Source organism: Kaistia dalseonensis (assembly GCF_030814715.1).
Taxonomy (GTDB): Bacteria; Pseudomonadota; Alphaproteobacteria; order Rhizobiales; family Kaistiaceae; genus Kaistia; species Kaistia dalseonensis.
This window is the reverse complement of record NZ_JAUSVO010000001.1, coordinates 1,097,952-1,119,971: the sequence shown is the minus strand read 5'-3', so window position 1 is coordinate 1,119,971 and position 22,020 is coordinate 1,097,952. Positions and strand designations below refer to the sequence as shown.

The following is a 22,020-nucleotide window of genomic DNA, read 5'->3' as shown; positions in this document are numbered from 1 at the left end:
CGCGGGCTGCATGGGGCATGTCTCGGGATCAGGAGCCGGCGGCTTCCGCAGCCGTGATCTCGACCCAGTCGGGCGTGATCGGCAGGGTCAGGCCGGGCGGGCTGTCAGGGAAGGCGTTCTTGCCGACCTCGATCACCTGCGTCACCGCATCGGGATAGAGCTCCGAGGTGAAAGGCGCCGTGGCGAGGAAGTCGCCCTTGACCAGAACGTGGCGTTCCGCGGGCTTCTTGCCGGTGTCGAGTATATCCACCGCAAGCTTGATCGCCTCGGAGGAAAGATAGGCCGGATTGGAGCCGAGGATGCACTTGGCGCCTTCGGTCTTGGCGCAGGCGACGGCGGTGGAATTATAGCTGAAGCCCACCACCGGAACGATCGGGCGCCCGGCATCCTGCAGCGCCTTCATGGCGCCCGAGCCATAGCCCTGCGTCAGGATACCATCGACCTGGGGATGTGCGGCCAGCAGGCTCGCCACGCCGGCCTGCTCCGGCCCGAGCGCATATTCGCCATTGTAGTTTCCGACCACTTCGATGCCCGGATATTTCTTGAGGACGTCGAGATAGCCCTTTTCGAGCGCCGCCGAGATCGGCGCGCCGGCCAGACCGCGATCGACGAAGACCTTGCCCTTGCCGTTCAGCTGCTTCGCCATCCATTCGGCCATCACGGCCGGGATGCGCTGCCAGTCGGATTCGAGCGCATAGGCGCAGGGCTCGGTCACGACCTGGTCGAAGCTGATCACGACGATACCGGCCGCACAGGCCTTCTTGATCGTGGGATTGAGCGCCGTGTCCGATCCGGCGTCGATCAGGATCGCGTCGGGCTTGGCGCGGATGATGTTGTTCAGCGAGTTGATCTGCGCCTGAACGGTGTTCTCGACATTCTCGATCTTGAGATCGACACGGCCGGCGAGGGGGCCCTTGTTGACCGAGACGGTCGCAACCCGCTCCATCTGCTGGCGCCAGTCATTGCCGACGAAATTGTTCGAGAGATAGATTGTGTATTTCTTGTCTTCGGCCGTCGCATGGCCGGCGGCGCTCGCTGCCAGACCAGCCGTCATCGCTGCAAGCGCGATGGCATGCGTCAATCGTCTCACGGTCGTTCCTCCCAACCTGGTTACGTTTCCTCTGGAGCTTCTTGGTCCGGCGGTATTATTCCGCTTTATGATAACGTTATCATTCGACTTCTATGCGATCAATTCGCGCAGTGTCGAATGTGCTCGTATGCTATTATAATTTTATCGACCTGTCCACGGTCGCTCACTCCCAACGCGGCGGACGAACCTTGCCTGGTTACGTCAGACGATGTCGTTCGGCGCGTCGAAGGTCAGGCTGAAGAAGTCCGCGCGGTTCTTGTTGATTGTCAGTTCCACCGGCTCGCCATCGGGGGAGCGATAGACCATCTCGGTCACGAGGATCGGATCGCCGGCCTCGCAGTCGAGCGTGCGGGCGAGCGCTGCATCCGCGAGCTCGGCGCGAACGCTCACCCGTGCGCCGGAGAGCTTGATGCCCAGATGGCGCTGCACGGAACGGAACACGACGACATCGTCGAAATCGGAGCGGCCGAGGCGGCTTCCGATCGTCGGCGGAAAGTAGAAGGTGCACTGGCAGGCCGGCTGCTCTCCGACGAACAGCACCGCGCGCAGGCAATGGGGGTTCTCGCCATCCGCGAGCCCGAAGACGGCGCTCGCCTGCGCCGACTTCTCCTTGCGATAACTGCGGATTTCGAGCCGCCGATCCTTGGTCGATTCCGCGATCGCCGCGAGGCTCGAAAAGCCGAAGCTCGCCTTGGCGCGGGCGACCTTCGCCGCCACGACTGCCGGTTTGGCGGCGCGCTTCTTGATGTAGCCGTCATTCTCCAATTCGCGCAGCGCCTGGCGAACGGTGATGAGGCTGATCCCGAAACGCTCGGCAATGTCGGCCTCGCGCGGCAGGGAACTGCCAGCGGTCAGCGAACCATCCTTGATCGGCGCCTTGAGGAGTTCGGTGAGCTGGCGATAGAGCGGGCCATCATCGCGCGAAAGCGGGCGGGCAGGCAGCAGCGCAAGCGCGGCGCCATCGCTCTCATCCACGTCACGGCTCACCGCAGCTTTCGGCTCCAATTCGTCTTCGTGCTCTCTCGCCGTCTCTTTCACCGCTGTCCTCGCTGGACCGGCACGGAGCCGGATTCGTCCCTCATCCTAGCCGACATGAGCCCGCTGCCATAGGGCGACACCAAGCCGGCAATACACCGCGCGGATATTGCCACGCTGGCGCTAAAGATTATACTATCACAATAATAAAAGGGCGCCATGGAGCGCTCCGGGGAGGCTCAATTCCATGCAATGTGATCTCGGCGGCAAGGTCGCTTTCGTGACCGGTGCGGCAAACGGTATTGGCAGCGCCATTGCGCGCCGCCTTTCAGACAATGGCGCGGCGGTGGTGATCGCCGATATCGATATCGCCAATGCCGAACGGATCGCCGCCGGCTTGCCGCGCGCCCTGGCTTGCCGGGTCGATATACGCGACGAAGCCGCGATCGACAGCGCGGTCGCCAAGACCGTGGAGCATTTCGGCCGGCTCGACATCCTCGTCAACAATGCCGGCGTGAACACGTTTGCGCACCGGGTCGATATCGATGCCTTCCCGACAGAGGAATGGCACCGCATCATATCCGTTGATCTGGATGGGCTGTTCCTGGTGACGCGCAGCGCGCTGAAGCCGATGCTGGCGCGCGGCGAGGGCGGGCGGATCGTCAATATCGCCTCGGTGGTCGGGCTTGCGGCGATGCGGCTGCAGAGTCCCTTCGTCGCCGCCAAGGCCGGCATCATCCACCTGACGCGATCCATGGCGCTCGAACTCGGCCCGAAGGGCGTGCGCGCCAATGCGGTGGCGCCCGGATCGATCATGACGGAGGGTACCCGCCAGCTCTTCTATGGCGAGAACGGCACGTTCCATGCCCGCACGCAGGCCTTTATGGATCACCTGCCGCTCGGACGTCCCGGAACGCTCGACGAGATCGCGGAAGCGGTGTTGTTCCTGTCGGCGCCGGAGAGCTGCTACATCAACGGCCATATCATGACCGTCGATGGTGGCTGGACGGCAGGCTACATGATGTGAGGCAAGCACGGACGGGCCTGGCCCGTCTGCCAACGCATCGAGCCCCTCCCGCGCAAGCGCGAGAGGGCGATGCCGTGTAGTTCCTCGCTAGACGAGGAGCCGCAGCGGATTGCCGAGGCAATCGCGCAAGGCAGCGAGGAAGCGCGCTGCCGCCGCGTCGGTAATCTCCGCCTCGTCGAAGGCGAGCAGGGCTTCGGCCGTATCGCTATTCCCCGAAACGATGGTGAGACGCAGCGCATTATCCGGGTCGAGCATTGCCGCGACGGGGCGTATGCCATCCTCGCGGATGCGCGAGACGACGATCGATGCGCCTCGCATCGGCTCCTGTTCGAGCCCGCTGCGCAAGGCAGCGATGCGCGAGGGCGAGAGGCCATCGGCGCGCGGGATCACCGCCTCGGCCTTCGCTGCCTTGTCGCGCCAGAGCACGGTTTCCGCGGGCACCTCGGCGACGCGAAGCGCGCGGCCGATCGCCTTCAGTACGAGATCGTCGACCGTCACGTCCGGCGCAACATCGGCGATCGCCGGAAGCAGGCCACGCACCGGCGCGAGATCGAAGCTCGCCGCGAATCCAGAGACCTGACGTGCCACCATGATGGCGGGCGCCGTCGCCAACGGGGGGCTGATCGCTGGGGTTTCAGCTGCGGCGACCGGCGCCGTCGCAGGTGTCGGGACCGGGGCTGCGACGAATGCCTCAAGGTCAGCGGCGACAATGCGGCCATTGGGGCCGGACCCCCGGCGACCACTCAGATTGATACCGCGCTCGCGCGCCAGGCGCCGCGCATAGGGTGACGCGGCGATCCGTTCCAGGGCTTGGCTTGCCATCGGCCTGGCCTCACTTCGCGCCGAGGACGGCGCCGATGCGCCCGCCCATCGGGACGACCGCGCCGACATCCTGCTCGATCGGGCCGAGCATGCCGGCGATCGGCGCCTCGATCTCGACGACGGCCTTGTCGGTCTCGATCTCGGCGACGATATCGCCCGCCTTCACCGTCTCTCCGGGCGCCTTCAGCCAGCGCACGATCGTGCCTTCGCTGATGGTGAGATCGCCGAACGGCATGGTGATCGGCTCGCCCTCGCCGGATATGGACGGGCTTGGAGCAGCGGCCGCCCTTTCAGGCTCCGTCTTCTTCGGTGCCTCGGCCTTCGGGGCTGGGCTTGGCGCGGGCGCTTCGGCTGCCTGACCGCCGAGCGCGTGCCAGTGACGCGAGACCGGCGGACGACCCGACATGACACCGTCGACCGCGGCGATGATGCGATCGGCATCGACGATCATCGCGCGCTCGAGCGAGGGCGCCAGCGGGTGCGACATCGCCTCGGTGTGGACGCGCCCGACGGGCGCGTCGAGATCGTCAAAGGCGAGTTCGTTGATCGCCTGCGCGATTTCGGCGCCAACGCCGAACGGGCCATAGCCTTCATCGGCGATCAGCAGGCGATGCGTGCGCGCCACGGACGCCGCGACCGTCTTGACGTCGAGCGGCATGATGGTGCGCAGGTCGATCACCTCGGCCTCGATGCCCCGGTCAGCGAGCTTCTCCGCCGCTTCGAGCGCGCGGTGAACGATCTGGCCCGCCGCGACGATGGTGATGTCACGGCCCGGCCGCGCGATCCGCGCGAGGCCGAACGGCACCAGATGATCGCCGACCGGCACCTCGCCCTTGCTGGCGAAGAGCGCCTTGGGCTCCATCATGATGACGGGATCACCGGCGCGGAGCGCCGTCTTCATCAGTCCCTTGGCATCGGCCGGCGTCGCCGGCATGCAGACGATGAGGCCCGGTATATGCCCCCAGACTGGATGGTAGGTGCCGCTATGATGCGGGCCGGCGCTCCTCACCGTGCCGGCACCGACTCGCACGATGAAGGGCGCGTTCATCTGCCCGTTCGACATGTAGCGAAGCTTGGAACCTTGCAGCACGATCTGCCCGGCGGCCTCGAACATGAAATCGGCGAACATCAGATCGGCGATGGCGCGGGCGCCCGTCGCCGAGGCGCCGATCGCGGCCCCGGTGAAGCCCTGCTCGGAGATCGGCGTGTCGATCATCCGGTTGGGGCCGAACTCTGTCCAGAGACCCTTGGTGTGGGCGAAGGTGCCGCCACGCTCGCCGGTTCCCTCGCCGAAATAGAGCACGTGCGGATTGCGGCGCATTTCTTCCGCAATGCCGTCTCGCACGGCATCGAGCCAGCTCTGGGTCACGGTGCCGGACGGTGCCGCCTGCACCAGAGCCTCCGCCGGGTTGATCGGTTCGGCATAGATGTGCTGGCCGACGGTCGCCGGATCGGGCTCGGGCGAATTGCGGGCAAATTCGAGCGCGTGCTGCACCACGCCGTCAATGCGTGCGTCGATCGCGTCGAGTTCCTCGGCGGAGGCGACTGCAAACTCGTTGATGAGCCGCTGGCGATAAGTCTTGATCGGGTCGCGTGCGGCCCATTCATCGACCTCGGCCTGCGTCCGGTAGGTGCCCGTGACGTGGTCGCCCTCATGGTGGCCGACGGTGCGATAGGTCTTCGCCTCGAACAGCGTCGGACCCTGGCCGGCGCGGGCGCGGGTGATCGCTTCACCCGCCGCCTGATAGACCGCGATCACGTCATTGCCATCGACCGCCACGCCCGGAATGCCGTAGGCGGCTGCCTTTGACGCGATCTCGGGATTGAGCGTCGCGGACTTCAGGGGCGTCGCCGTCGCGTAGAGATTGTTCTCGCAGACGAGCAGGGCAGGGGCCCGCATCACACCGGCAAAATTCAGGGATTCGTGGAAACCGCCATGGTTGGTGGCGCCGTCGCCGAAAAAGGCGACGCCGATATCGTCCTTGCCGCGCGTACGGGCGCTGATGCCCGCGCCGACCGCATGGCTGATGCCGGCCGCGACGATGCCGTTGGTGCCGAACAAGCCGATTGAACGATCATAGAGATGCATGGTGCCGCCACGCCCGCCGCAGCAGCCATCGGCGCGGCCGTAGAGTTCGGCCATAAGGATATCGGGCGCCATGCCCTTGGCCAGGGCGTGGCCGTGGCCGCGATGGGTCGATGTTACCCAGTCGCTCTTGCGCAGATGCGCACAAATGCCGACCGCGGTCGCCTCCTGCCCGATATAGAGATGGAAGAAGCCGGGCGTCTCGCCCTTGCGGCAGGCCATTTGCGCAACGCTCTCGAACTTGCGCAGCAGGACCATGCTCTCATAGAGATCAATCATGGCCTCGGCTGTCAGCCCTGCGGGCAGGCTGCCGGATTTCTGGGGGGAGCCGGCCTTGCCGGACCGTGCGGAGGGACGGGAAACCTGGACGCTCATGCCTTCTCCCTACGTGCCGTCAATTGCCGAGGCGCGGGAGCGAAATCGGTCAAATCGGGCATCTATGATTATAATAGCATGATGTTATGATAGAGCCCTTCAAGATGCAAAAGAAAATCACAGCCGGGAGGAATGCATGAAAGTCGATCTCGACGGGCGCGCGGCGCTTGTCGTGGGCCGCGACAGCGCGGTCATCGAGGCCGTTGTCGCGGCCTTGATCACGAATGGGGCGGGCGTGTCACGGCGGGCGCCGGCAGACACGGTCAACACCCTTGTCGCGCCTGATCTTCTGGTCGTGGCACACGATCTCGTGGCGGAGGGTGATGCGGCCGATGTCGAGGCTCTCGTCGCTGCGGCCGACCGGATCGGCGAGGCCATGCAGGAGCGTGGCGGCCGGGTGATCGTGCTCACAGCGAGCTTCGGCCTGCTGCCGGCGCGGCGGCACGCCGTGCAATCGGTGGCCACGGCACGAACGGTCGCCGCCATGCGCGCGCTCGCCATGCGCCTCGGCCCGAATGTCCAGGTCAACGCCGTCGGTGCGGGCGCCATAGAGGACGGGGAGGGCGGGTTCCTGGCCGGTGGCGCGGCGTTGCTCAGCCATGTCCCCTTTGGCGAGGCCGGCACGATTGAGGACATCGTCCATGCGGTGCTCTTTCTCGCCGACCCGATGAACAGCTACATGACGGGGCAGGTGCTGACGGTCGATGGTGGTTGGGGGGCGGGCTATGGCCGCAATTTCTGAGCCGGTGGAACTGATCGGGATCCGCTCCGGTGCCATCTCGGCCGAGATCGTGCCGGAGATCGGCGGCGGCCTGGCGTCGTTCCGCTTCGACATGGACGGACAGTCGGTCGACCTGATGCGGCCGCTCTCGGCTGATCTGGCGTCGCGCCGCAATCCCGTCGATACGGCGATGTTCCCGATGATGCCCTACGCCAACCGCATCGCCGATAACCGCTTTGTCTTCGAGGGGCGCGAATATCTCTTCACCGCCAACAATCCGCCGGAGCGCTTCAACGTGCACGGCACCGCCTGGCACAGGGCCTGGACGGTCGAAAGCCAAGGCGCGGATCAGGTTCGGCTGACGCTCAGCGTCGAGGATCCCGCGCTCTACAGCTATGATGCGGCCGAGGATTTCGTGCTCGACCAGACGGGGCTCGCCGTCACGACCTCGGTCACCAATCGCGGTGCGGTGGCGATGCCCTTCGGCTTCGGCCAACACCCCTGGTTCCCGCGCGATCCCGATACGCGTCTCACCTTCGCCGCGTCGCATTTCTGGCTCGACGGCCCGGATGGGGTCGCGTCGGATCGCATCACCGTCCCGCCCGAGCTCGATTTCAGCGCGGGCGCGCGATTGCCCGAGGGCTGGCGGAACAACTGCTACAGCGGCTGGTCCGGGGACGCGGAAATCCGCTTTCCCAAGCGTGGCTGCGGCCTCAGGATGCGTGCGGATCCGGTCTTCGGACACCTGATGTTCTATGCCGATCCCCGAAGGTCGTTCTTCTGCCTGGAGCCGCAGAGCAATTCGTCCGGCGCTTTCGATCGGCTCGCCGGCGACCGGACGGGCCTCGGCATCATCGTCCTGCAGCCGGGCGAGACCGCGAGCGGCACAATCCGCTTCGAACCGTTCCGCCTCTAGAGAAGGCGGGCGGTCATGCCGCCATCGATGACGAAACCGCTTCCCGTGACGAAGGAGGCGGCGTCGGACAACAGGAACGCAATGCCGGTCGCGATCTCGCGCGGGTCGGCAATGCGGGCGATCTTGTTGGTCTCGAAGGAAAGGCCGGCCGCCTCCGCGCCGCCGGCCTCGTCGAGCCCATCGAGCGTCATGCGCGTCGCGACCGAGCCGACGATCAGCGCGTTGACCCGGATATGGTCGACGGCATAATCGAGCGCCATCTGGCGGGAGAGGCCCAGCACGGCCGCCTTCGATGCGGCATAGGCAGGGACGCCCGGGACGGTCGCCAGCGCATGGACCGAGGCGATGTTGACGACGCTGCCGCCGCCCGCCTGACGCAGCAGCGGCAAGGTCGCCCGGCAGATGCGAAAGATCGCCGTCAGATTGACCGCGATCGTCCTGTCCCAGGCTTCATCGGAAACATCCTCCAGGCGCTGGCCGGTCATGTAGATGCCGGCCGCGTTCACGACGCCATCGAGCTTGCCATAGGCCGCGATTGCCGCGTCGACGGCCGCACGGACTTCACCCTCGTTCGTCACGTCGGTCTCGCGGAAGATGAGCGGCGAGCCTGCATCGGCATGCTTCCGATGCAGGGTCTCGCCATCCTTGCCGTCGAGCCCGATGCCGAACACGCGCGCGCCATTGGCGACGAGATGCTCGGCAGTCGCCCGTCCGATACCCGTGCCGGCGCCGGTGACGAGGATCGTGCGACCCGCGAGGGACGGCGAGCCGGGAAGAGACAAACTCATGCACAGACCCCGATATTGGTTTCCATCTGCGCGCCCGAGGCGATCGCCGCCTGGGCGCTCGCAATACTGCGCAGGACGCGTTCCTCGTCGCATGCGCCACGCTTGAATTCGTCGACGATCCGGCCGTCCGCGACGACCAGGCAGCGATCGGCGAGGCCGATGACCTCTTCCAGCTCGGACGCCACCACGATCAGCGCGACGCCCTTGTCAGCGAGTTCGACGATCAGCCGGTAGATTTCGTGACGGGTCGAGGCATCGACGCCCTTGGTTGGCTCGTCCAGCAGCAGAATGCGGGGGCCGTTCATCAAGACGCGGGCAAAGAGCAGCTTCTGCTGATTGCCGCCCGACAGATGCGCGACGCTCGATTGGGGCGAACGCGCCTTGACGTTCAGGGCGCGCATCGCCTCCAGGATCGCCTTCTTCTCGCTCGATCGGCTGATGATGTCGTGATGGGCGAATTTCTGGAGATTGCCGATCGTGATATTGCCGCCGACGGGCAGGTTGAAGAGCAGGCCGTCGCGCTTGCGATCTTCGGTCAGCAGCGCGATCCCTGCCGCGCGGGCTTCGCTCGTCGTCCGCACGCTCTTCGCGTGGTGGGCGACGCTGACATCGCCGGAGAAGGGGATGCGGCCATAGATGGCATGCAGGATTTCGGTCCGCCCCGAGCCGAGCAGGCCGGCAAGGCCGACGATCTCGCCGGCCCTGACGTCGAAATTGACTTCGCTCACGCCGCGATTGACCCCGAACCGGCCCGGGACCGAGAGCTTGCGCACGCGCAGCAGGACATCGGAATTGGCCGGCGCCTCGTGATGGGGATAGAGGCGCTGCAGCTTCTGGCCCGACATCGCATAGATGATGCGTTCCTCGTTGAATTCGGCGCGGTCGATCTCGGCAACGACGCGGCCATCGCGCAGGATCGTGGCGCGGTCGCAGAGCGCGATCACCTCCGGCAGGCGGTGGGTGATGTAGATCATCGTGGTGCCATTGGCGCGCAGCCGGCGCAGCATGGCGAAGAGCTGATCGACCTCGGTGCCCGAGAGCGACGCGGTCGGCTCGTCCAGCATCAGCACCTTGGGCCGCATGGAAAGCGCCCGTGCGATCATGACGAGATGGCGCTGTGCGGCCGTCAGCATGGCGACGAGCGAGCGCGGATCGATCGAAAGCCCCATCTCGGCGAAGATGGCTTCGGTGCGCTGGTTGATCGTGCGGCGATGAACCATGAGACCGCGGCCGAGGCCCATCTGGCCGGCGAAGACGTTCTCCGCGACCGTCAATTGCTCGAGGATCTCGATTTCCTGCGGCACATAGCCGACGCCTTCGGCGCGCGCCTCGAGCGGCGACTTGAAGGTCACGTCCTTGTCGCCGAGCAGGATCGTGCCGGTATAGCTGCCGGCCCGGTGCACGCCGTTCAGGATCTTGACGAGCGTCGACTTGCCGGCGCCGTTCTGGCCGAGCAAGGCGTGGATCTCGCCTCGGCGGACCGCCAGGTCCACGCCGCGCAGCGCCTGGACGCCGGCGAAACTCTTGACGATGCCGATCGTTCGAATGGCGGTTTCTTCGCTCATCATTTCCACCCCGCTCAATGTCGAGGCGGAGCCTGTGCTCCGCCTCGTTTTCCCGTCGGTTGAAGCCTACTGGCCGGCCGAGTCGAGGATCTTGTAGTAGGGGTCGAGGTCGGACGCGGTGATGACCTTCGCCGGCAGCGTGTTCACATATGCGAGCTTCTGGCCATCGGCGGCCGCGCCCGCGAGTTCGGCGGCCTTGCCGCCCTCCTCGTAGAGCGGCTGCGCCACCAGGCCGTAGACGTCGCCGGACTTCACCAGATCGAGGTTCTGGCGGGTATAGTCCATCGAGATGATCACGATGTCGCGGCCGGTCGCGCGCTTGGCGCCGGACCATGTCATGGGACCATAGCCGGTGGTCGAGAATGCGCCGGTGACATCGGGATTGGCCTGCAGGATGCCGACCGCCTTGGCGCGGGCTGCGCCCGGCTCGACGCCCTCATACTGTACGTCGAGAACCTTGATGTCGGGATACTTCGCGTTCAGCGCCTTCTTGAACGACGCGGCCATCTCGTTCTCGGTGACGTTGGAGCCCGACTGCGTGACCGCAACCGTGCCCTTGCCACCGAGCTTCTCGCCCATGGCGATACCCGCATTCGTGCCGGCTTCGGTGACGTCTTCCGCCGTCGTCGCGAGCAGGCCCTTCACGGTGCCTTCGGCCGGCACCATGTGCCAGGTGACGACGGGCAGGCCGTCTGCGGCGAGCTTGGCGATGAAGGGGTAGATCGCCGGATCGGGTGTGTAGACGGCGACCGCGTCGAACTTCTTCGAGGCGAGGGCCGCTTCCGCAAGCGGCAGCGTCGCCGGGACATCCCAGGTCGAGGCGCTCGGATTGCCGACGATCTCGCAGGTGTATCCGAGCTTCTTGCACTCATCCAGGAAGCCCGCCTGCATGAGCTTGTGCACGGGATGGTCGCGCAGCGGCTGCACCCAGAGAATGGTCTTCTCCGCTGCCTGCGCGGCGGCTCCCAGCGTGAGCAGAAGCGCGAGCGCCCCCGCCGCTTTCCGTATTGTCATGTCGTCTCCTCCAGTATTCGCCCGTCGACTATCGCGGGCGTTGTTATGGCTTGGGTGTTAGTTGGCGTTGGCCGGCAAGGTCGGCTGCTCGGTCGTGGCGACTGCGCCACCGGTTCCGCCCGTCGGCTTGCTGTGCGCGCCGATGAAGACGCGGCGGCGCAGCAGATCCAGACCGACCGCGAGAACCATGATCGTTCCGACCGCGATCTGCTGCCAGTTGGCGCCGACGCCGATGACCACGAGGCCGCTCTGGATGACCTGCAGCAGCAGCATGCCGAGCAGGCCGCCGATGATGGTGCCTGCGCCGCCGAAGAGGCTGACGCCGCCGACCACGACGCCGGCGATGACGGTCAGCTCCCAGCCCGTGCCGATCGAGGTGATGCCGCTGGCGAGATCCGCCATCACGAACATGCCCGATATCGAGGCCATGACGGACACGAAGACGAAGGCGCAGATCTTGTAGAGGCTCGCATTAATGCCGACGAGCCGTGCCACCTCGGCATTGCCGCCGGTCGCATAGAGATTGCGCCCAAGTACCGTCCGGCGAAGGACGAAATCGGCGATGAAACCGGCAATGAAGAAGAAGACGAAGCTATAGCCGAGGCCGAAGAAGACGCGCGTCGCGCCGAAATCCCCGACGGATTCGGGCAGGGGATAGACCGGGTTGCCGCCGGTCACCACCTGGATCAGGCCTTGCCCGATGAAGAGCATGCCCAGCGTCTGGATGAAGGCCGGGATCTTCAGCTTGACCACGACAATGCCGTTGACGAGGCCAATGACCGCCCCGAGTGCCAGTCCGCCGATGATCGCGGCGAAGATCGGCAGATGCGCATCCTTCATCAGCATGGCGGTGACGCAGGCCGAGAGCCCGGCGATCGACCCGACGGAAAGGTCGAACTCGCCACCGATCATCAGGATCGTCTGCCCGATCGCGATGATCCCGACAAAGGACACGAAATTGATGATTGCGCGAATGTTCTGCGCCGACAGGAAAGCCGGTGCGATCGCGTAGAAGATGAGACTGATCGCGACGACGGCGACGAAGACGCCGAGTTCGCTGACGGAGAGAAGTCCTCTCATCCGATTGCCGAATCCGCCAGCGCTCGCCGGCGCATTCTCATGCGCTGCCAAATTCATTCCGTTCCTCCCACCGTGCCGCTCTATCGACGAAGATTCGTCGTGCCGGCTTCGGCCATGGCGCCGAGATGACCGCTCGTCGCCTGCCGGTATAAAAACATGATATTATAATTTTGTCACGACCAATCGCGGTGGATTTGTCGTCTTGCAAGGCCGATGGCGAACCCGCGCGCAGAGGGTAGACTGGGGCGATGATTCCCATGCTCGATCGATGCGAACGCCGATGGTAAAGCCCCCGAGTGGACCGGGGCCGGAGAGGCCGCGCCGGCTGGGCATCAAGGAGATCGCGCGTCGCGCCGGCGTCGCGCCGATGACCGTTTCGCGCGCGCTGAACGATCCGGAAAAGGTCTCGCCCGATACCCGGGCCCGCATTCTGGAGCTCGTGGAGCGGGAAGGATTCATCCCGAACCAGCTCGCCTCCAGCATGCGGAGCGGCCGTCGCATCATCGGCACGATGGTGCCGCCGCTGATCAATTCGGGCATTGCCGAGCAGGTTCAGGGCATGTCGGATGTCTGTCACGCCAGCGGACACCAGCTGCTGCTGATCCAGGGCGATTTCACGCCCGATGCGGAGGAAAACGCCATCCGCGCCTTGCTCGGCTGGCAGCCGGCCGGGTTGATCCTGCAGGCCTTCGTGCAATCGCCCGCCGCGCGCCAGTTGCTTCAGGCGGGAACAGCGCCGATCGTCGAGATCAGCGAGGTGAGGGGACACGAACCCCTCGACATGGCCGTGGGTGTGTCGAACTTCGAAACCGCCTATGCGATGACCTCGCATCTCGTCGACAAGGGCTATCGCAGGATCGGCTTCGTCTCGACGCCCGTCCATGGCAATGACCGCCTGCAGCAAAGACGCATCGGCTACCGGCAGGCATTGCTGGACCGTGGCCATCGCTACGAGGCGCCGCTCGAGGTGGAGCTCCCCATCACGCCGGCCGGCGGCGCCGATGCGGTGCAGATGCTCACTGAAATCGACCCGGCCGTCGACGTCATCTTCTGCTCGAGCGACACACTGGCGATCGGTGCCGTTCAAGAGTGCCATCGGCGCGGCTGGAAAATCCCGGACCGGCTGGCGATTGCCGGCTATGGCGACGTCGACCTCGCGGTCCAGCTCTTCCCGGCCCTGACAACGCTGAGAGTCAACCGCTACGCCATGGGACGCCGGGCGGTCGAGCAATTGCTGCGGCGGCTGCATGGTGAAACGGACGTACCCAGGATCGAGACGCTCGGCTTCGAGATTATCGATCGCGAGAGTGCCTGAGGCTTCCGCGCTGAACGCGCTCAAAGCGCCACCCGTCTTTCGCGTCCGCCGATCAGGCGCCGTTCCAGATGCTGGCCGAGGAGCGAGAGCGGCCAGCAGAGCGCGAAATAGATCGCCGCGACCGTGCCGAAGACGAGGACGGGCTGGAACGTCACCGTATTGATCATGGTGCCGGTGCGCGACAGCTCCACGAGGCCGATCAGCGAGGCGACCGAGGTGGTCTTCACGATCTGCACCATGAAGCCGACCGTGGGCGGAAGGCTGAGGCGCATCGCCTGCGGAATGATGACGAGTCGGAGTGTCGCGAGATAGCGAAGGCCAAGGGCCTTCGACGCCTCCCATTGCCCCTTGGGAACGGATTCGATGGAGCCGCGGAAGATCTCGCCGAAGAATGCTCCCGCATTCAGGCAGAAGGTGATTGCGGCCGCCGGCCATGGATCGGGGCGCAAGCCGATGAATGACGAGCCATAATAGACCATGAAGAGCTGGATCAGGATCGGCGTGCTCTGCATGAAGCCGATATAGCCTGATGCGACATGGCGCAGGATCGCCGTCGGACTGACGCGAAGGGCTGCGATGACGAGCCCGAGAAGACCACCGCCAACGAAGGTGACGAGTGCGAGCAGCACTGTCCAACGCGCTGCCATCAGAAGGAAGAAGACTTCGTGCAGGCCGAATTCGCGCAGGCTCATCGGTCCGGCCTCACATCTTCCAGCGGAACATGACCAGCGACAGCAGCCGGAAGAAGAGGCTGCATCCCTGGACCAACACGAAATAGATCACCGCGATGACGATATAGATCTCGAAGTTGCGGAAGGTCTGCATCGCCATGTTGTTGGCGACGGCGGTCAACTCTTCGGCTGCAATGGCGGACACGATCGACGTGCCCAGCAATTGCAGGATGAACTGGCTCGTCAACGCGGGATAGACAGCCCGGGCGGCGGGGACGAGGATCACATGGCGGATGATCTGCCGGCGCGAAAGGCCCAGCGATTTCGCCGCCTCGATCTGGCCGGCGGGAATGGATTCGACACCGGCACGAAGGATTTCGGTCGCATAGGCGCCGAGATGGATCGAGAGCGCGAGGATCGCCGCCTGGTCGCTCGACAGCCTGAGGCCGAAGAGCGGAAGCGAGAAGAAGACGAAATAGAGCTGTATCAGCAGCGGCGTGTTGCGGATGATCTCGACATAGGCGGAGATGATCCGGCTCAGCCAGCGCGGGCCGAAGCTGCGTCCAAGCGCACCGAGGATGCCGATCACGAGGCCTGCCGCGACCGAGGCGGCGGTCAACTCCATCGTGCGGAGCGCACCATAGAGAAGCTCGTCCATGCGCTGGAAGATCGGACCGAACTGAAAGACGTAGTTCACGCGCACCTCCCATCGGAACCGAGCTTGTCCGACCCGGCTGTCGCAAGCCGGGTCGCCATGGCGTTTCGTGCGGGATCGTCGATCAGAACGTCGGAAGCTGCGGCAGCGGCGTCTTGCGGTACTTCAACGACAGGCGATCAAGCGTGCCGTCCTGGCGCAAGGTGAAGATGAAGGTGTTCAACCACTGCAGCAGTTCGGGGCTGTCCTTGCGGACGCCGATGCCGAAATAGAACGTCTTCAGGATGTATTTCAGTTCGAAATCATCGCCCTTGGCGCTTTTCTTCAAGTAGATGTCGCCATAGTCGCCGCCGCCCATGGCGTCGATCTGGCCGGAGAGCATGGCCTGCGAGATCGAGGCATAGTCGTCGAAGCGCAGGATTTCGATGCCGGGCGTGTCCTTGGCGGCCGCAGTCAGGAGGCCGTCTTCGCCGGTGCCGCGCGTGACGCCGACCTTGAGACCCACGAGATCCTTGGCCGACTTGATGGCGGTGCTCTTCGGCGCCAGCACGACGGAGGACTGCGAGGCATAGGGGATGCTGAAGGAGACCTGCAGGGCGCGCTGGGCGGTGATCGAGAAGATCGAGACCACCATGTCGGCGCGATTGGTCAGCAGCGCCGGAATGCGTCCGGGCGAGGTGACGGTCACGAACTCGACCGGCACGCCCATCGCCGTGCCGATCAACTGCGCCAGCTCGATGTCGAAGCCGGTCGGCTGCATATTGTCGTCGATCATGCCATAGGGTGGCGTGGTCGTGTCGATGGCGATCGTGACCTTGCCGCGCGAGATGATCTCGTCGATCGTGGTCGCATTGCCGGCGCTCGGCAGTGCCGCTGCCACGAACAGGCCGAAGACGAGTGCGACGGCGCCGCGCAGCATGGCGCGGCGGTGACTGTTCCGCATGTGATTTCCTCCCTCTGGTTTCACCCGTTCGCTCTTGATGGCGTTGTCCGGGCTTCAGCGTTCCTCGATTCCTCAACGCAGGACGCACTGCCGTTTCCGGCACCCGCTGGCCTTCCTCTCCAAGGCAGCGAGGTCATGAGACGAACATACTATTATAACAATATCAAGTGCAGCCGACGTAACGGCAGCGTCTTTATTGTGTTCTCTGGCCGCGCGCGCCGAGACGGCGTTCCCAGCCTTCCTGATGAACATTCAGATAGGCGTCGGGATCATAGGGATGTGCCCGCGCCACCGCCTCGTTGAGCTCGACGCCGAGACCGGGCGCGTCGGGCAAAGAGAGGTGGCCCGTAGCGGGATCGATGGCCGGATGCCAGGTGACGAGATCGCGCGTCCACGGCTCGTTGAACGCGTCGAAATGCTCCTGGATCAGGAAGTTCGGCACACAGGCGGCGAGCTGGAGGCAGACGGCCGTTGCCACGGGGCCGCCGCTCTGGTGCGGGGCGATATAGCTGCCATGGGCGAGCGCCAGATTGGCGACAGCGAGCGTATTGGTGATGCCGCCGAGCGACATCGGCTCGGGCTGGAAGATGTTGACACCGCCGCCCTCGGCGAGCGTGAAGAACTGGCCGATCGTGTCGTACATTTCGCCGGTCGCGACGCGGATGGGTGAGAGCCTTGCGACGGCGTGCACGGTCTCCTGCCGGTCGCGTGTCGTCGGTTCCTCCCACCAATAGAGATCGAGCGGCGCCAGTCGGTTGGCCGCGCGAATCGCCTCGGCTTCCGTGAAGCGGGCGTGGACATCGATCAGGAGGCGTGTGTGCTTCGGGAGATTCTCGCGCAGCTTGGCGAGAATCTCATAAGCGAGGTCGAGTTCGCCTTCGTCGATGAAGCCCTGTGCCGTGCCGAACGGGTCCAGCTTCATCGCCTTGAAGCCCTTGGCGATGACCAGTTCCGCTGCCTCCAGGAACGCCTCGGGCGTGCGCTCCGTGCGATACCAGCCATTGGCATAGCCGAGCACGCTGTCGCGCACGCGGCCGCCGAGCAATTGGTGGATCGGCACGCCGAGCGACTTGCCGAGAATGTCCCAGCAGGCGACTTCGATCGTCGCGATGGCGGTGCGGTGAATATGACCGCCATCAAGCGAGACACCGTCGAGCATCGCCTTGGCGATCCGATTGATCTGGCGCGGATCCTTGCCGATGACGAAATGCTCAAGCTCGCGCACGGCCGCTTCCGTGGTGCGGATGAAGCCGTTCAACGTGCCTTCGCCGAGGCCCGTAATGCCCGCATCGGTATGAACGCGCACGAAGAGCCAGTTCTTCCATCCGGCGCCGACCGTGAACGTCTCGATCTCGGTGATCTTCATGCCATGGGCCTCCCTTCGGCTGCCGCGATGATATCCGCCGTGGTGATCGCATAGCGCTTCTGCAGCGTCGGCACGGCGCCGCATTCGATGAACCGGTCCGGCAGGCCGATGCGCGCTAAGGGCCGCACGATGCCGGCATTGAACAGGGTTTCGGCGACGAGGCTTGCCAATCCACCGCGCACGACATGGTTCTCGGCCGTCACGACCCTGTCGACGGACGCCGCGAAGGCGGCAACGGCGTCCGCGTCGAAGGGCTTGATAGTCGGCACATGCAGGACGCCCGCATGAATGCCACGCGCTGCAAGAGCGGTTGCCGCATCGAGCGCGCGTTCCGTCATGAAGCCAGTGGCGATGATGCCGACATCGGCGCCGGTGCGAAGCTGGTGCGCCTTACCGATCTCGAAACGGTGGGTCACAGGATCGAGAACGACCGGCACCTTGCCGCGCAGGAGGCGCATATAGACCGGGCCGTCATACTCGGCAGCGGCGATGGTCGCCGCCGCGATATCGGTTGCGTCGCACGGATCGATGACGACGAGGCCGGGAGTCATGCGCATCAGCGCCAGATCCTCGATCGCCTGATGCGTGCCGCCATAGCCGGTTGTGAGCCCGGGCAGGCCCGCGACGATCTTCACGTTCTGCCGCGCGTGGGCGACTGCGATCGCGACATAGTCATAGGCTCGCCGACTGGCGAAGACGCCATAGGTGGTGGCAAACGGCGTGTAGCCGGTCTGGGCGAGGCCCGCCGCGATCGCGACGAGGTTCTGCTCGGCCATGCCGACATTGAAGAAGCGGTCGGGATAGGCGTCGCGGAAGGGCAGGATGTCGGTATATTTGCCGAGATCGGCGGTCAGTCCGACGATATCGGGCCGGGTCGCGCCCAGCGTTCGCAATGCCTGTCCGAACGGCGCATCGACAGTGGCGCGCGTTCCGGTCGCCTCGTCCTGGCCCATCGCCAGTGTGCGAGCAGCCTCAGCCATGGAACGTCTCCGCTTCGCGTTCGAGTTCGGCGCGCAAGGCCTGCCATTCGCCGGCATCGACGCGCACGAAATGCGCCTTTTCGCGCTTCTCAAGTGTCGGCACGCCCTTGCCGGGCAGCGTGCGCAGGATGATCGCGTGCGGCCTGCCGTCGGTCGCACGGGCTTGCTCGAGCGCACGCAGGACGGCGGCGAGATCATTGCCGTCGATTTCCTGCGTCGCAAAGCCGAAAGCGCGCCATTTGTCGGCGACGGGTTCCATGTCCAGCACCACCGGGCCATCGGCCTGGATGCCGTTGCAATCGATGAGTGCCACGAGATTGTCGAGGTGGAAATGGCCGGCCGACATGGCAGCTTCCCATGTCGCGCCCTCCTGCATCTCGCCATCGGAGAGCTCGACGAAAACCCGAGCAGTCGATCCTTTCAGCCTCAGGCCAAGCGCCATGCCGACGCCTTGACCGAGGCCATGGCCGAGCGAGCCGCCGATGATCTCGACCCCCGGCGTCGTGTCGATCGTCGACATATCGAGGCGACTATCGTCGGCGCCATAGGTCGAAAGTTCGGAAAGCGGGATGATGCCGGCCTCTGCGAGCGCCGCCCAGAGCGCGATCGAATAATGCCCGGTCGAAAGCAGGAAGCGATCGCGCTCCTCGGCCTCGAGATCGGCCGGATCATAACGAAGCTCGTGAAAATAGAGCGCCGCCAGCGCGTCGGCGATGCCGAGTCCCTGGCCGACATAGCCTTGGCCCGGTCCCTCGGCCATGAGCAATATGTGCCGGCGCATGTTGGTTGCATGTGCGCGGATAGCCTGAAGGTCGGGCGGTCCCGGGGGATGGTTGCGGAGCGCCATGGCTCAGTCCCTGTCCAGTCCGCCAGAAGCGTTCAGCCGCTCGGCGGTGATGTAGGCCGGTGCGTCGAGCGCGAGCCAGATGACGGTCGCGGACACTTCGGTGATCTCGGCACGCCGTCCGATCGGGACACGCCGTGTCCGTTCGTCGAGGAAGGCGTCGACATCGTTGCGGCCTTCGAGACGTGCCAAAACGGCTTCGGTCGAGCGCTGCATCTCGGTGTCCATCATGCCCGGTGCCACGCTGTTCACCGTCACGCCGAGCGGCGCGAGCGTGATCGCGGCAGAGCGCGTGATCGAATCCACCGCCGCCTTGCTCGCCGCATAGGCGGTGTAGTTGGGCAGTGCCATGCGGGAGGCAGGGGAGGTGATGTTGACGATGCGGCCGGATTTCTGCTCGGCCATGACACGACCGGCGGCTGCCGTCATGAGTGCCAGCGCCTTGACGTTGACGGCGAGCGTTCGGTCCCAAAGCCCGGCCGTCATTTCAAGAAAGCGCTCAATGCCGCCATAGCCGGCATTGTTGACCAGTATGTCGAGGCCGCCCCATGCACCGACGACCTTACGAACCGCGTTCTCGGGCCCATCGTCAGCGGTCAGGTCTCCGATGACCGGCAGGAGGCGCGCCTTTGACGACGCGCAAAGCGCGATTGTCTCGTCGACGCCTTTTTCATTGAGGTCCGCGACCGCGACGTCGACGCCGCGCATTGCCAGATCGATCGCGATCTGGCGGCCAAGACCGCCGCCTGCGCCTGTTACCAGAGCGCGGGCGCCATGTGTTCCACTATCCTTGGGCATTTTCTTTTCCGTGATTATGCACAAATGGTAACGTTAACATTCGCGCTTCGTCAAGCGGTTGCTCAGGAAAATCAGGGTCTCGGGTCAGGTCGGGGCGAGGGCGCTATAGTCCAGCCAATCCTTGAACTGCGCCTCGGCGGCGCCGCGGAAATAATGGATCTCGCTGCCCGCCGCGACGAAGGAAAAGCCATCGTCGAAGGCCTGCTGCCAGGTCTTGCCGCGGCGCGGCACTGTGGCGAGCGGCTTGCCAGTCGGCTTCACCGCGGCGACACCTTCCGCGATCAGCGCCTCGACGCTCGGGTGCCCGGTATCGCCGCCAACGCCAGCGCTTCCCGCGAGATCGGTCGGCCCGATGAAGATCACATCGATGCCGTCGACCTCGGCGATGGCGCAGGCATTCCGGATGCCCTCGACGGTTTCCAACTGCACGATGACGAGCAATTCGTCATGCACGCGCTTCATATAGTCCCGCGCCACGCCATAACCGGCAGCACGGGTGATATCCCAGGCATTGCCCCGCTTGCCGAGCGGGGGGAAGCGGCAGGCATCGGCGATGCTCTTCGCCTGTTCCGCCGTCTCGACCATCGGCACCAGCACGCCTTCAACGCCGCCATCGAGGATCCGGCGCAGATAGAGCGGATCGGACGATGGCACGCGCACGATGGACGTCGTGTCGGTGACCGCGGCGGCACGCGCCATGTCGATCGCCGCCTGCATGTCGCCCGGACCGTGCTCCTGATCCATGATGAAGCAGTCAAATCCGATCAGCGCGCAAATCTCCGCGAAGGTCGGGTCGGCGCTCTGCAGCCAGATGCCGAAGGCCTTTTCCCCGGCCTTGAGTTTAGCTTTGACGCGGTTCTTTCTGATCATGGTCTTCCATTTGGCCTCTGAGGCTCGGCTTGGGGTCAGGACGTAGCGAAACGGGCGAGCTTCGCCTGGAAGCCCGGCCGCTCGATCACGGCCCGGTTCACGACATTGTCGGGCACGAGGCCCTCTGACGCGCGGATGATGCCCTCGGCCATGGTCGTCATGGTCAGGCGGGCGGCGTCGCGGGTGGAGGGGAGCCAGTGCGGCGTCAGGATGACGTTGTCGAGCGCCACCAGCGGGTCGTCCTTCGGCAGCGGCTCATGCTCGAAGACGTCGAGACCTGCGCCGGCAAACCATTTCTCGCGCAGTGCCTGGAGCAGGGCGGCTTGATCGACGATCTCGCCGCGCGCGACATTGATGAAATAGGCCGTGGGCTTCATCAGCCGCAGTTGGCGCGCACCGATCGAATTGCGAGTCCGCGCGTCGAGGCGATTGTGCAGGCTGACGAAATCGGCCTGGCGAAACACATCGTCTATGCTGGGCACCAGCGCCACGCCGAGCGCCAGAGCGTCCTCCGCCTTGGCGCTTGGAGAGTAGGCGATGATCCGCATGCCCCAGGGGGCGGCGAGGCGGGCCAATTCGCGGCCGCTCGCCCCGAGACCGACAATGCCGAGCGTCTTGCCGGGCAGATCGATGCCCATGGTAGTGGGCTGCAAATCCCAGCGACCATTGCGAACCATCCGCTCCTGCTCCGGCAGGCGCTTGGCGAGTGCGAGCATCAGCAGGAACGCCGATGAGGCCGTCGCATGGGTCAGCGTGTCGGGTGCATTGAAGACAGCGACGTCGTTCGCCGTGCAGGCCTCGAGGTCGATCTTGTCATAGCCCGCTCCGGCACGGCCGATCACGGTGAGCCGTTCGGCCCCTTTCGAAAAGGTCGCGGCCTTGACCCACGGCCGGAAGATCACGACGGCATCGGCATTCGTGATGTCGTCGGCCGTGACTTCGAGCGAATAGAGCCGGCTCTGGTAGAGCGCGTCGCCCGGCTTCGGCGACTGGCTGCGTAGAAAGTCGACACGGATCGACGGATGCCCGTCATAGTGATCGAGGGCGATGTCGGGGATGGCGAGCCTGCCGTCCTCGTCCAGATAGTCGCCCGTATAGAAGACCGAGAAGTCCTTCATC

21 protein-coding genes are annotated in these 22,020 nt (G+C 65.0%); 4 read left to right on the top strand and 17 right to left on the bottom strand.

What is annotated here, in order from left to right; translation table 11 throughout:
• Nucleotides 1-28: 28 nt before the first annotated feature.
• Nucleotides 29-1,090 carry a substrate-binding domain-containing protein gene (locus tag QO014_RS05140; RefSeq protein WP_266347546.1) on the bottom strand — a complete coding sequence of 354 codons (1,062 nt, stop codon included), beginning with the start codon at nucleotides 1,088-1,090 and terminating at the stop codon, nucleotides 29-31.
• 201 nt (nucleotides 1,091-1,291) lie between these two features.
• Complete coding sequence (locus tag QO014_RS05135; protein ID WP_266347545.1) at nucleotides 1,292-2,065, bottom strand: GntR family transcriptional regulator; 774 nt, start codon at nucleotides 2,063-2,065, stop codon at nucleotides 1,292-1,294.
• 247 nt (nucleotides 2,066-2,312) lie between these two features.
• Here QO014_RS05135 and QO014_RS05130 point away from each other — a divergent pair, with 247 nt between their 5' ends.
• Nucleotides 2,313-3,092: an SDR family NAD(P)-dependent oxidoreductase gene (locus QO014_RS05130; RefSeq protein ID WP_266347544.1), complete on the top strand. Its 780-nt coding sequence runs from the start codon at nucleotides 2,313-2,315 to the stop codon at nucleotides 3,090-3,092.
• Nucleotides 3,093-3,179: 87 nt separating this feature from the next.
• Here QO014_RS05130 and QO014_RS05125 read toward each other — a convergent pair whose 3' ends face one another.
• Both QO014_RS05125 and QO014_RS05120 read right to left on the bottom strand, forming a co-directional pair.
• Nucleotides 3,180-3,914: an E3 binding domain-containing protein gene (locus tag QO014_RS05125; protein ID WP_266347543.1), complete on the bottom strand. Its 735-nt coding sequence runs from the start codon at nucleotides 3,912-3,914 to the stop codon at nucleotides 3,180-3,182.
• Nucleotides 3,915-3,924: 10 nt separating this feature from the next.
• Nucleotides 3,925-6,375, bottom strand: coding sequence for a thiamine pyrophosphate-dependent enzyme (locus QO014_RS05120; RefSeq protein ID WP_266347542.1), 2,451 nt, complete (start codon nucleotides 6,373-6,375; stop codon nucleotides 3,925-3,927).
• Between the two features lie 136 nt (nucleotides 6,376-6,511).
• On the opposite strand from QO014_RS05120, the gene QO014_RS05115 reads away from it, so the two are divergent.
• Together QO014_RS05115 and QO014_RS05110 are read left to right on the top strand one after the other, a co-directional pair.
• The gene (locus QO014_RS05115; protein WP_266347541.1) at nucleotides 6,512-7,117 is read left to right on the top strand and encodes an SDR family oxidoreductase; all 606 of its coding nucleotides are present in this window, start codon (nucleotides 6,512-6,514) and stop codon (nucleotides 7,115-7,117) included.
• A complete protein-coding gene (locus QO014_RS05110) occupies nucleotides 7,101-8,012 on the top strand; it encodes an aldose 1-epimerase (RefSeq protein ID WP_266347540.1) in 912 nt (303 codons plus the stop codon). The genes QO014_RS05115 and QO014_RS05110 overlap by 17 nt, the downstream gene beginning before the upstream one ends.
• Here the strand turns inward: QO014_RS05110 and QO014_RS05105 are convergent.
• The 4 genes from QO014_RS05105 to QO014_RS05090 form a co-directional block, all read right to left on the bottom strand.
• Nucleotides 8,009-8,800, bottom strand: coding sequence for an SDR family NAD(P)-dependent oxidoreductase (locus tag QO014_RS05105; protein ID WP_266347539.1), 792 nt, complete (start codon nucleotides 8,798-8,800; stop codon nucleotides 8,009-8,011). The two genes, QO014_RS05110 and QO014_RS05105, sit on opposite strands and share 4 nt — an antisense overlap.
• Entirely contained in the window at nucleotides 8,797-10,368 is a 1,572-nt protein-coding gene (locus QO014_RS05100) for a sugar ABC transporter ATP-binding protein (protein WP_266347538.1), read from the bottom strand. Before QO014_RS05100 ends, QO014_RS05105 begins: the two co-directional genes overlap by 4 nt.
• 63 nt (nucleotides 10,369-10,431) lie before the next feature.
• Entirely contained in the window at nucleotides 10,432-11,379 is a 948-nt protein-coding gene (locus QO014_RS05095) for a sugar ABC transporter substrate-binding protein (protein ID WP_266347537.1), read from the bottom strand.
• A gap of 57 nt (nucleotides 11,380-11,436) precedes the next feature.
• A complete protein-coding gene (locus tag QO014_RS05090; RefSeq protein WP_266347536.1) occupies nucleotides 11,437-12,516 on the bottom strand; it encodes an ABC transporter permease in 1,080 nt (359 codons plus the stop codon).
• A gap of 223 nt (nucleotides 12,517-12,739) precedes the next feature.
• Between QO014_RS05090 and QO014_RS05085 the strand changes: the two genes are divergently transcribed.
• Complete coding sequence (locus QO014_RS05085; protein WP_266347535.1) at nucleotides 12,740-13,774, top strand: LacI family DNA-binding transcriptional regulator; 1,035 nt, start codon at nucleotides 12,740-12,742, stop codon at nucleotides 13,772-13,774.
• Between the two features lie 20 nt (nucleotides 13,775-13,794).
• Here the strand turns inward: QO014_RS05085 and QO014_RS05080 are convergent, their stop codons facing one another.
• From QO014_RS05080 to QO014_RS05040, 9 genes are all read right to left on the bottom strand, one after another.
• Complete coding sequence (locus tag QO014_RS05080; RefSeq protein WP_266347534.1) at nucleotides 13,795-14,466, bottom strand: amino acid ABC transporter permease; 672 nt, start codon at nucleotides 14,464-14,466, stop codon at nucleotides 13,795-13,797.
• Nucleotides 14,467-14,476: 10 nt separating this feature from the next.
• Nucleotides 14,477-15,142 carry an amino acid ABC transporter permease gene (locus QO014_RS05075; RefSeq protein WP_266347533.1) on the bottom strand — a complete coding sequence of 222 codons (666 nt, stop codon included), beginning with the start codon at nucleotides 15,140-15,142 and terminating at the stop codon, nucleotides 14,477-14,479.
• Between the two features lie 82 nt (nucleotides 15,143-15,224).
• Nucleotides 15,225-16,043, bottom strand: coding sequence for a transporter substrate-binding domain-containing protein (locus QO014_RS05070; RefSeq protein ID WP_266347532.1), 819 nt, complete (start codon nucleotides 16,041-16,043; stop codon nucleotides 15,225-15,227).
• A gap of 193 nt (nucleotides 16,044-16,236) precedes the next feature.
• Complete coding sequence (locus tag QO014_RS05065) at nucleotides 16,237-17,409, bottom strand: mandelate racemase/muconate lactonizing enzyme family protein (RefSeq protein WP_266347531.1); 1,173 nt, start codon at nucleotides 17,407-17,409, stop codon at nucleotides 16,237-16,239.
• A complete protein-coding gene (locus QO014_RS05060) occupies nucleotides 17,406-18,389 on the bottom strand; it encodes a transketolase family protein (RefSeq protein WP_266347530.1) in 984 nt (327 codons plus the stop codon). The genes QO014_RS05065 and QO014_RS05060 overlap by 4 nt, the downstream gene beginning before the upstream one ends.
• The gene (locus QO014_RS05055) at nucleotides 18,382-19,236 is read right to left on the bottom strand and encodes a transketolase (protein ID WP_370877096.1); all 855 of its coding nucleotides are present in this window, start codon (nucleotides 19,234-19,236) and stop codon (nucleotides 18,382-18,384) included. Before QO014_RS05055 ends, QO014_RS05060 begins: the two co-directional genes overlap by 8 nt.
• A gap of 3 nt (nucleotides 19,237-19,239) precedes the next feature.
• The gene (locus tag QO014_RS05050) at nucleotides 19,240-20,031 is read right to left on the bottom strand and encodes an SDR family NAD(P)-dependent oxidoreductase (RefSeq protein ID WP_266347529.1); all 792 of its coding nucleotides are present in this window, start codon (nucleotides 20,029-20,031) and stop codon (nucleotides 19,240-19,242) included.
• A gap of 84 nt (nucleotides 20,032-20,115) precedes the next feature.
• A complete protein-coding gene (locus tag QO014_RS05045) occupies nucleotides 20,116-20,901 on the bottom strand; it encodes an HpcH/HpaI aldolase family protein (RefSeq protein WP_266347528.1) in 786 nt (261 codons plus the stop codon).
• 35 nt (nucleotides 20,902-20,936) lie between these two features.
• Nucleotides 20,937-22,019, bottom strand: coding sequence for an NAD(P)-dependent oxidoreductase (locus QO014_RS05040; RefSeq protein ID WP_266347527.1), 1,083 nt, complete (start codon nucleotides 22,017-22,019; stop codon nucleotides 20,937-20,939).
• Nucleotide 22,020 lies beyond the last annotated feature (1 nt).

Coding starts and splice junctions, on each gene's coding strand:
- QO014_RS05055 (WP_370877096.1), bottom strand. CDS start 19,236: ATGGCGCTCCGCAACCATCCCCCGGGACCGCCCGACCTTCAGGCTATC.
- QO014_RS05065 (WP_266347531.1), bottom strand. CDS start 17,409: ATGAAGATCACCGAGATCGAGACGTTCACGGTCGGCGCCGGATGGAAG.
- QO014_RS05070 (WP_266347532.1), bottom strand. CDS start 16,043: ATGCGGAACAGTCACCGCCGCGCCATGCTGCGCGGCGCCGTCGCACTC.
- QO014_RS05100 (WP_266347538.1), bottom strand. CDS start 10,368: ATGATGAGCGAAGAAACCGCCATTCGAACGATCGGCATCGTCAAGAGT.
- QO014_RS05125 (WP_266347543.1), bottom strand. CDS start 3,914: ATGGCAAGCCAAGCCCTGGAACGGATCGCCGCGTCACCCTATGCGCGG.
- QO014_RS05105 (WP_266347539.1), bottom strand. CDS start 8,800: ATGAGTTTGTCTCTTCCCGGCTCGCCGTCCCTCGCGGGTCGCACGATC.
- QO014_RS05115 (WP_266347541.1), top strand. CDS start 6,512: ATGAAAGTCGATCTCGACGGGCGCGCGGCGCTTGTCGTGGGCCGCGAC.
- QO014_RS05120 (WP_266347542.1), bottom strand. CDS start 6,375: ATGAGCGTCCAGGTTTCCCGTCCCTCCGCACGGTCCGGCAAGGCCGGC.
- QO014_RS05060 (WP_266347530.1), bottom strand. CDS start 18,389: ATGGCTGAGGCTGCTCGCACACTGGCGATGGGCCAGGACGAGGCGACC.
- QO014_RS05095 (WP_266347537.1), bottom strand. CDS start 11,379: ATGACAATACGGAAAGCGGCGGGGGCGCTCGCGCTTCTGCTCACGCTG.
- QO014_RS05085 (WP_266347535.1), top strand. CDS start 12,740: ATGGTAAAGCCCCCGAGTGGACCGGGGCCGGAGAGGCCGCGCCGGCTG.
- QO014_RS05045 (WP_266347528.1), bottom strand. CDS start 20,901: ATGATCAGAAAGAACCGCGTCAAAGCTAAACTCAAGGCCGGGGAAAAG.
- QO014_RS05040 (WP_266347527.1), bottom strand. CDS start 22,019: ATGAAGGACTTCTCGGTCTTCTATACGGGCGACTATCTGGACGAGGAC.
- QO014_RS05130 (WP_266347544.1), top strand. CDS start 2,313: ATGCAATGTGATCTCGGCGGCAAGGTCGCTTTCGTGACCGGTGCGGCA.
- QO014_RS05110 (WP_266347540.1), top strand. CDS start 7,101: ATGGCCGCAATTTCTGAGCCGGTGGAACTGATCGGGATCCGCTCCGGT.
- QO014_RS05090 (WP_266347536.1), bottom strand. CDS start 12,516: ATGAATTTGGCAGCGCATGAGAATGCGCCGGCGAGCGCTGGCGGATTC.
- QO014_RS05080 (WP_266347534.1), bottom strand. CDS start 14,466: ATGAGCCTGCGCGAATTCGGCCTGCACGAAGTCTTCTTCCTTCTGATG.
- QO014_RS05050 (WP_266347529.1), bottom strand. CDS start 20,031: ATGCCCAAGGATAGTGGAACACATGGCGCCCGCGCTCTGGTAACAGGC.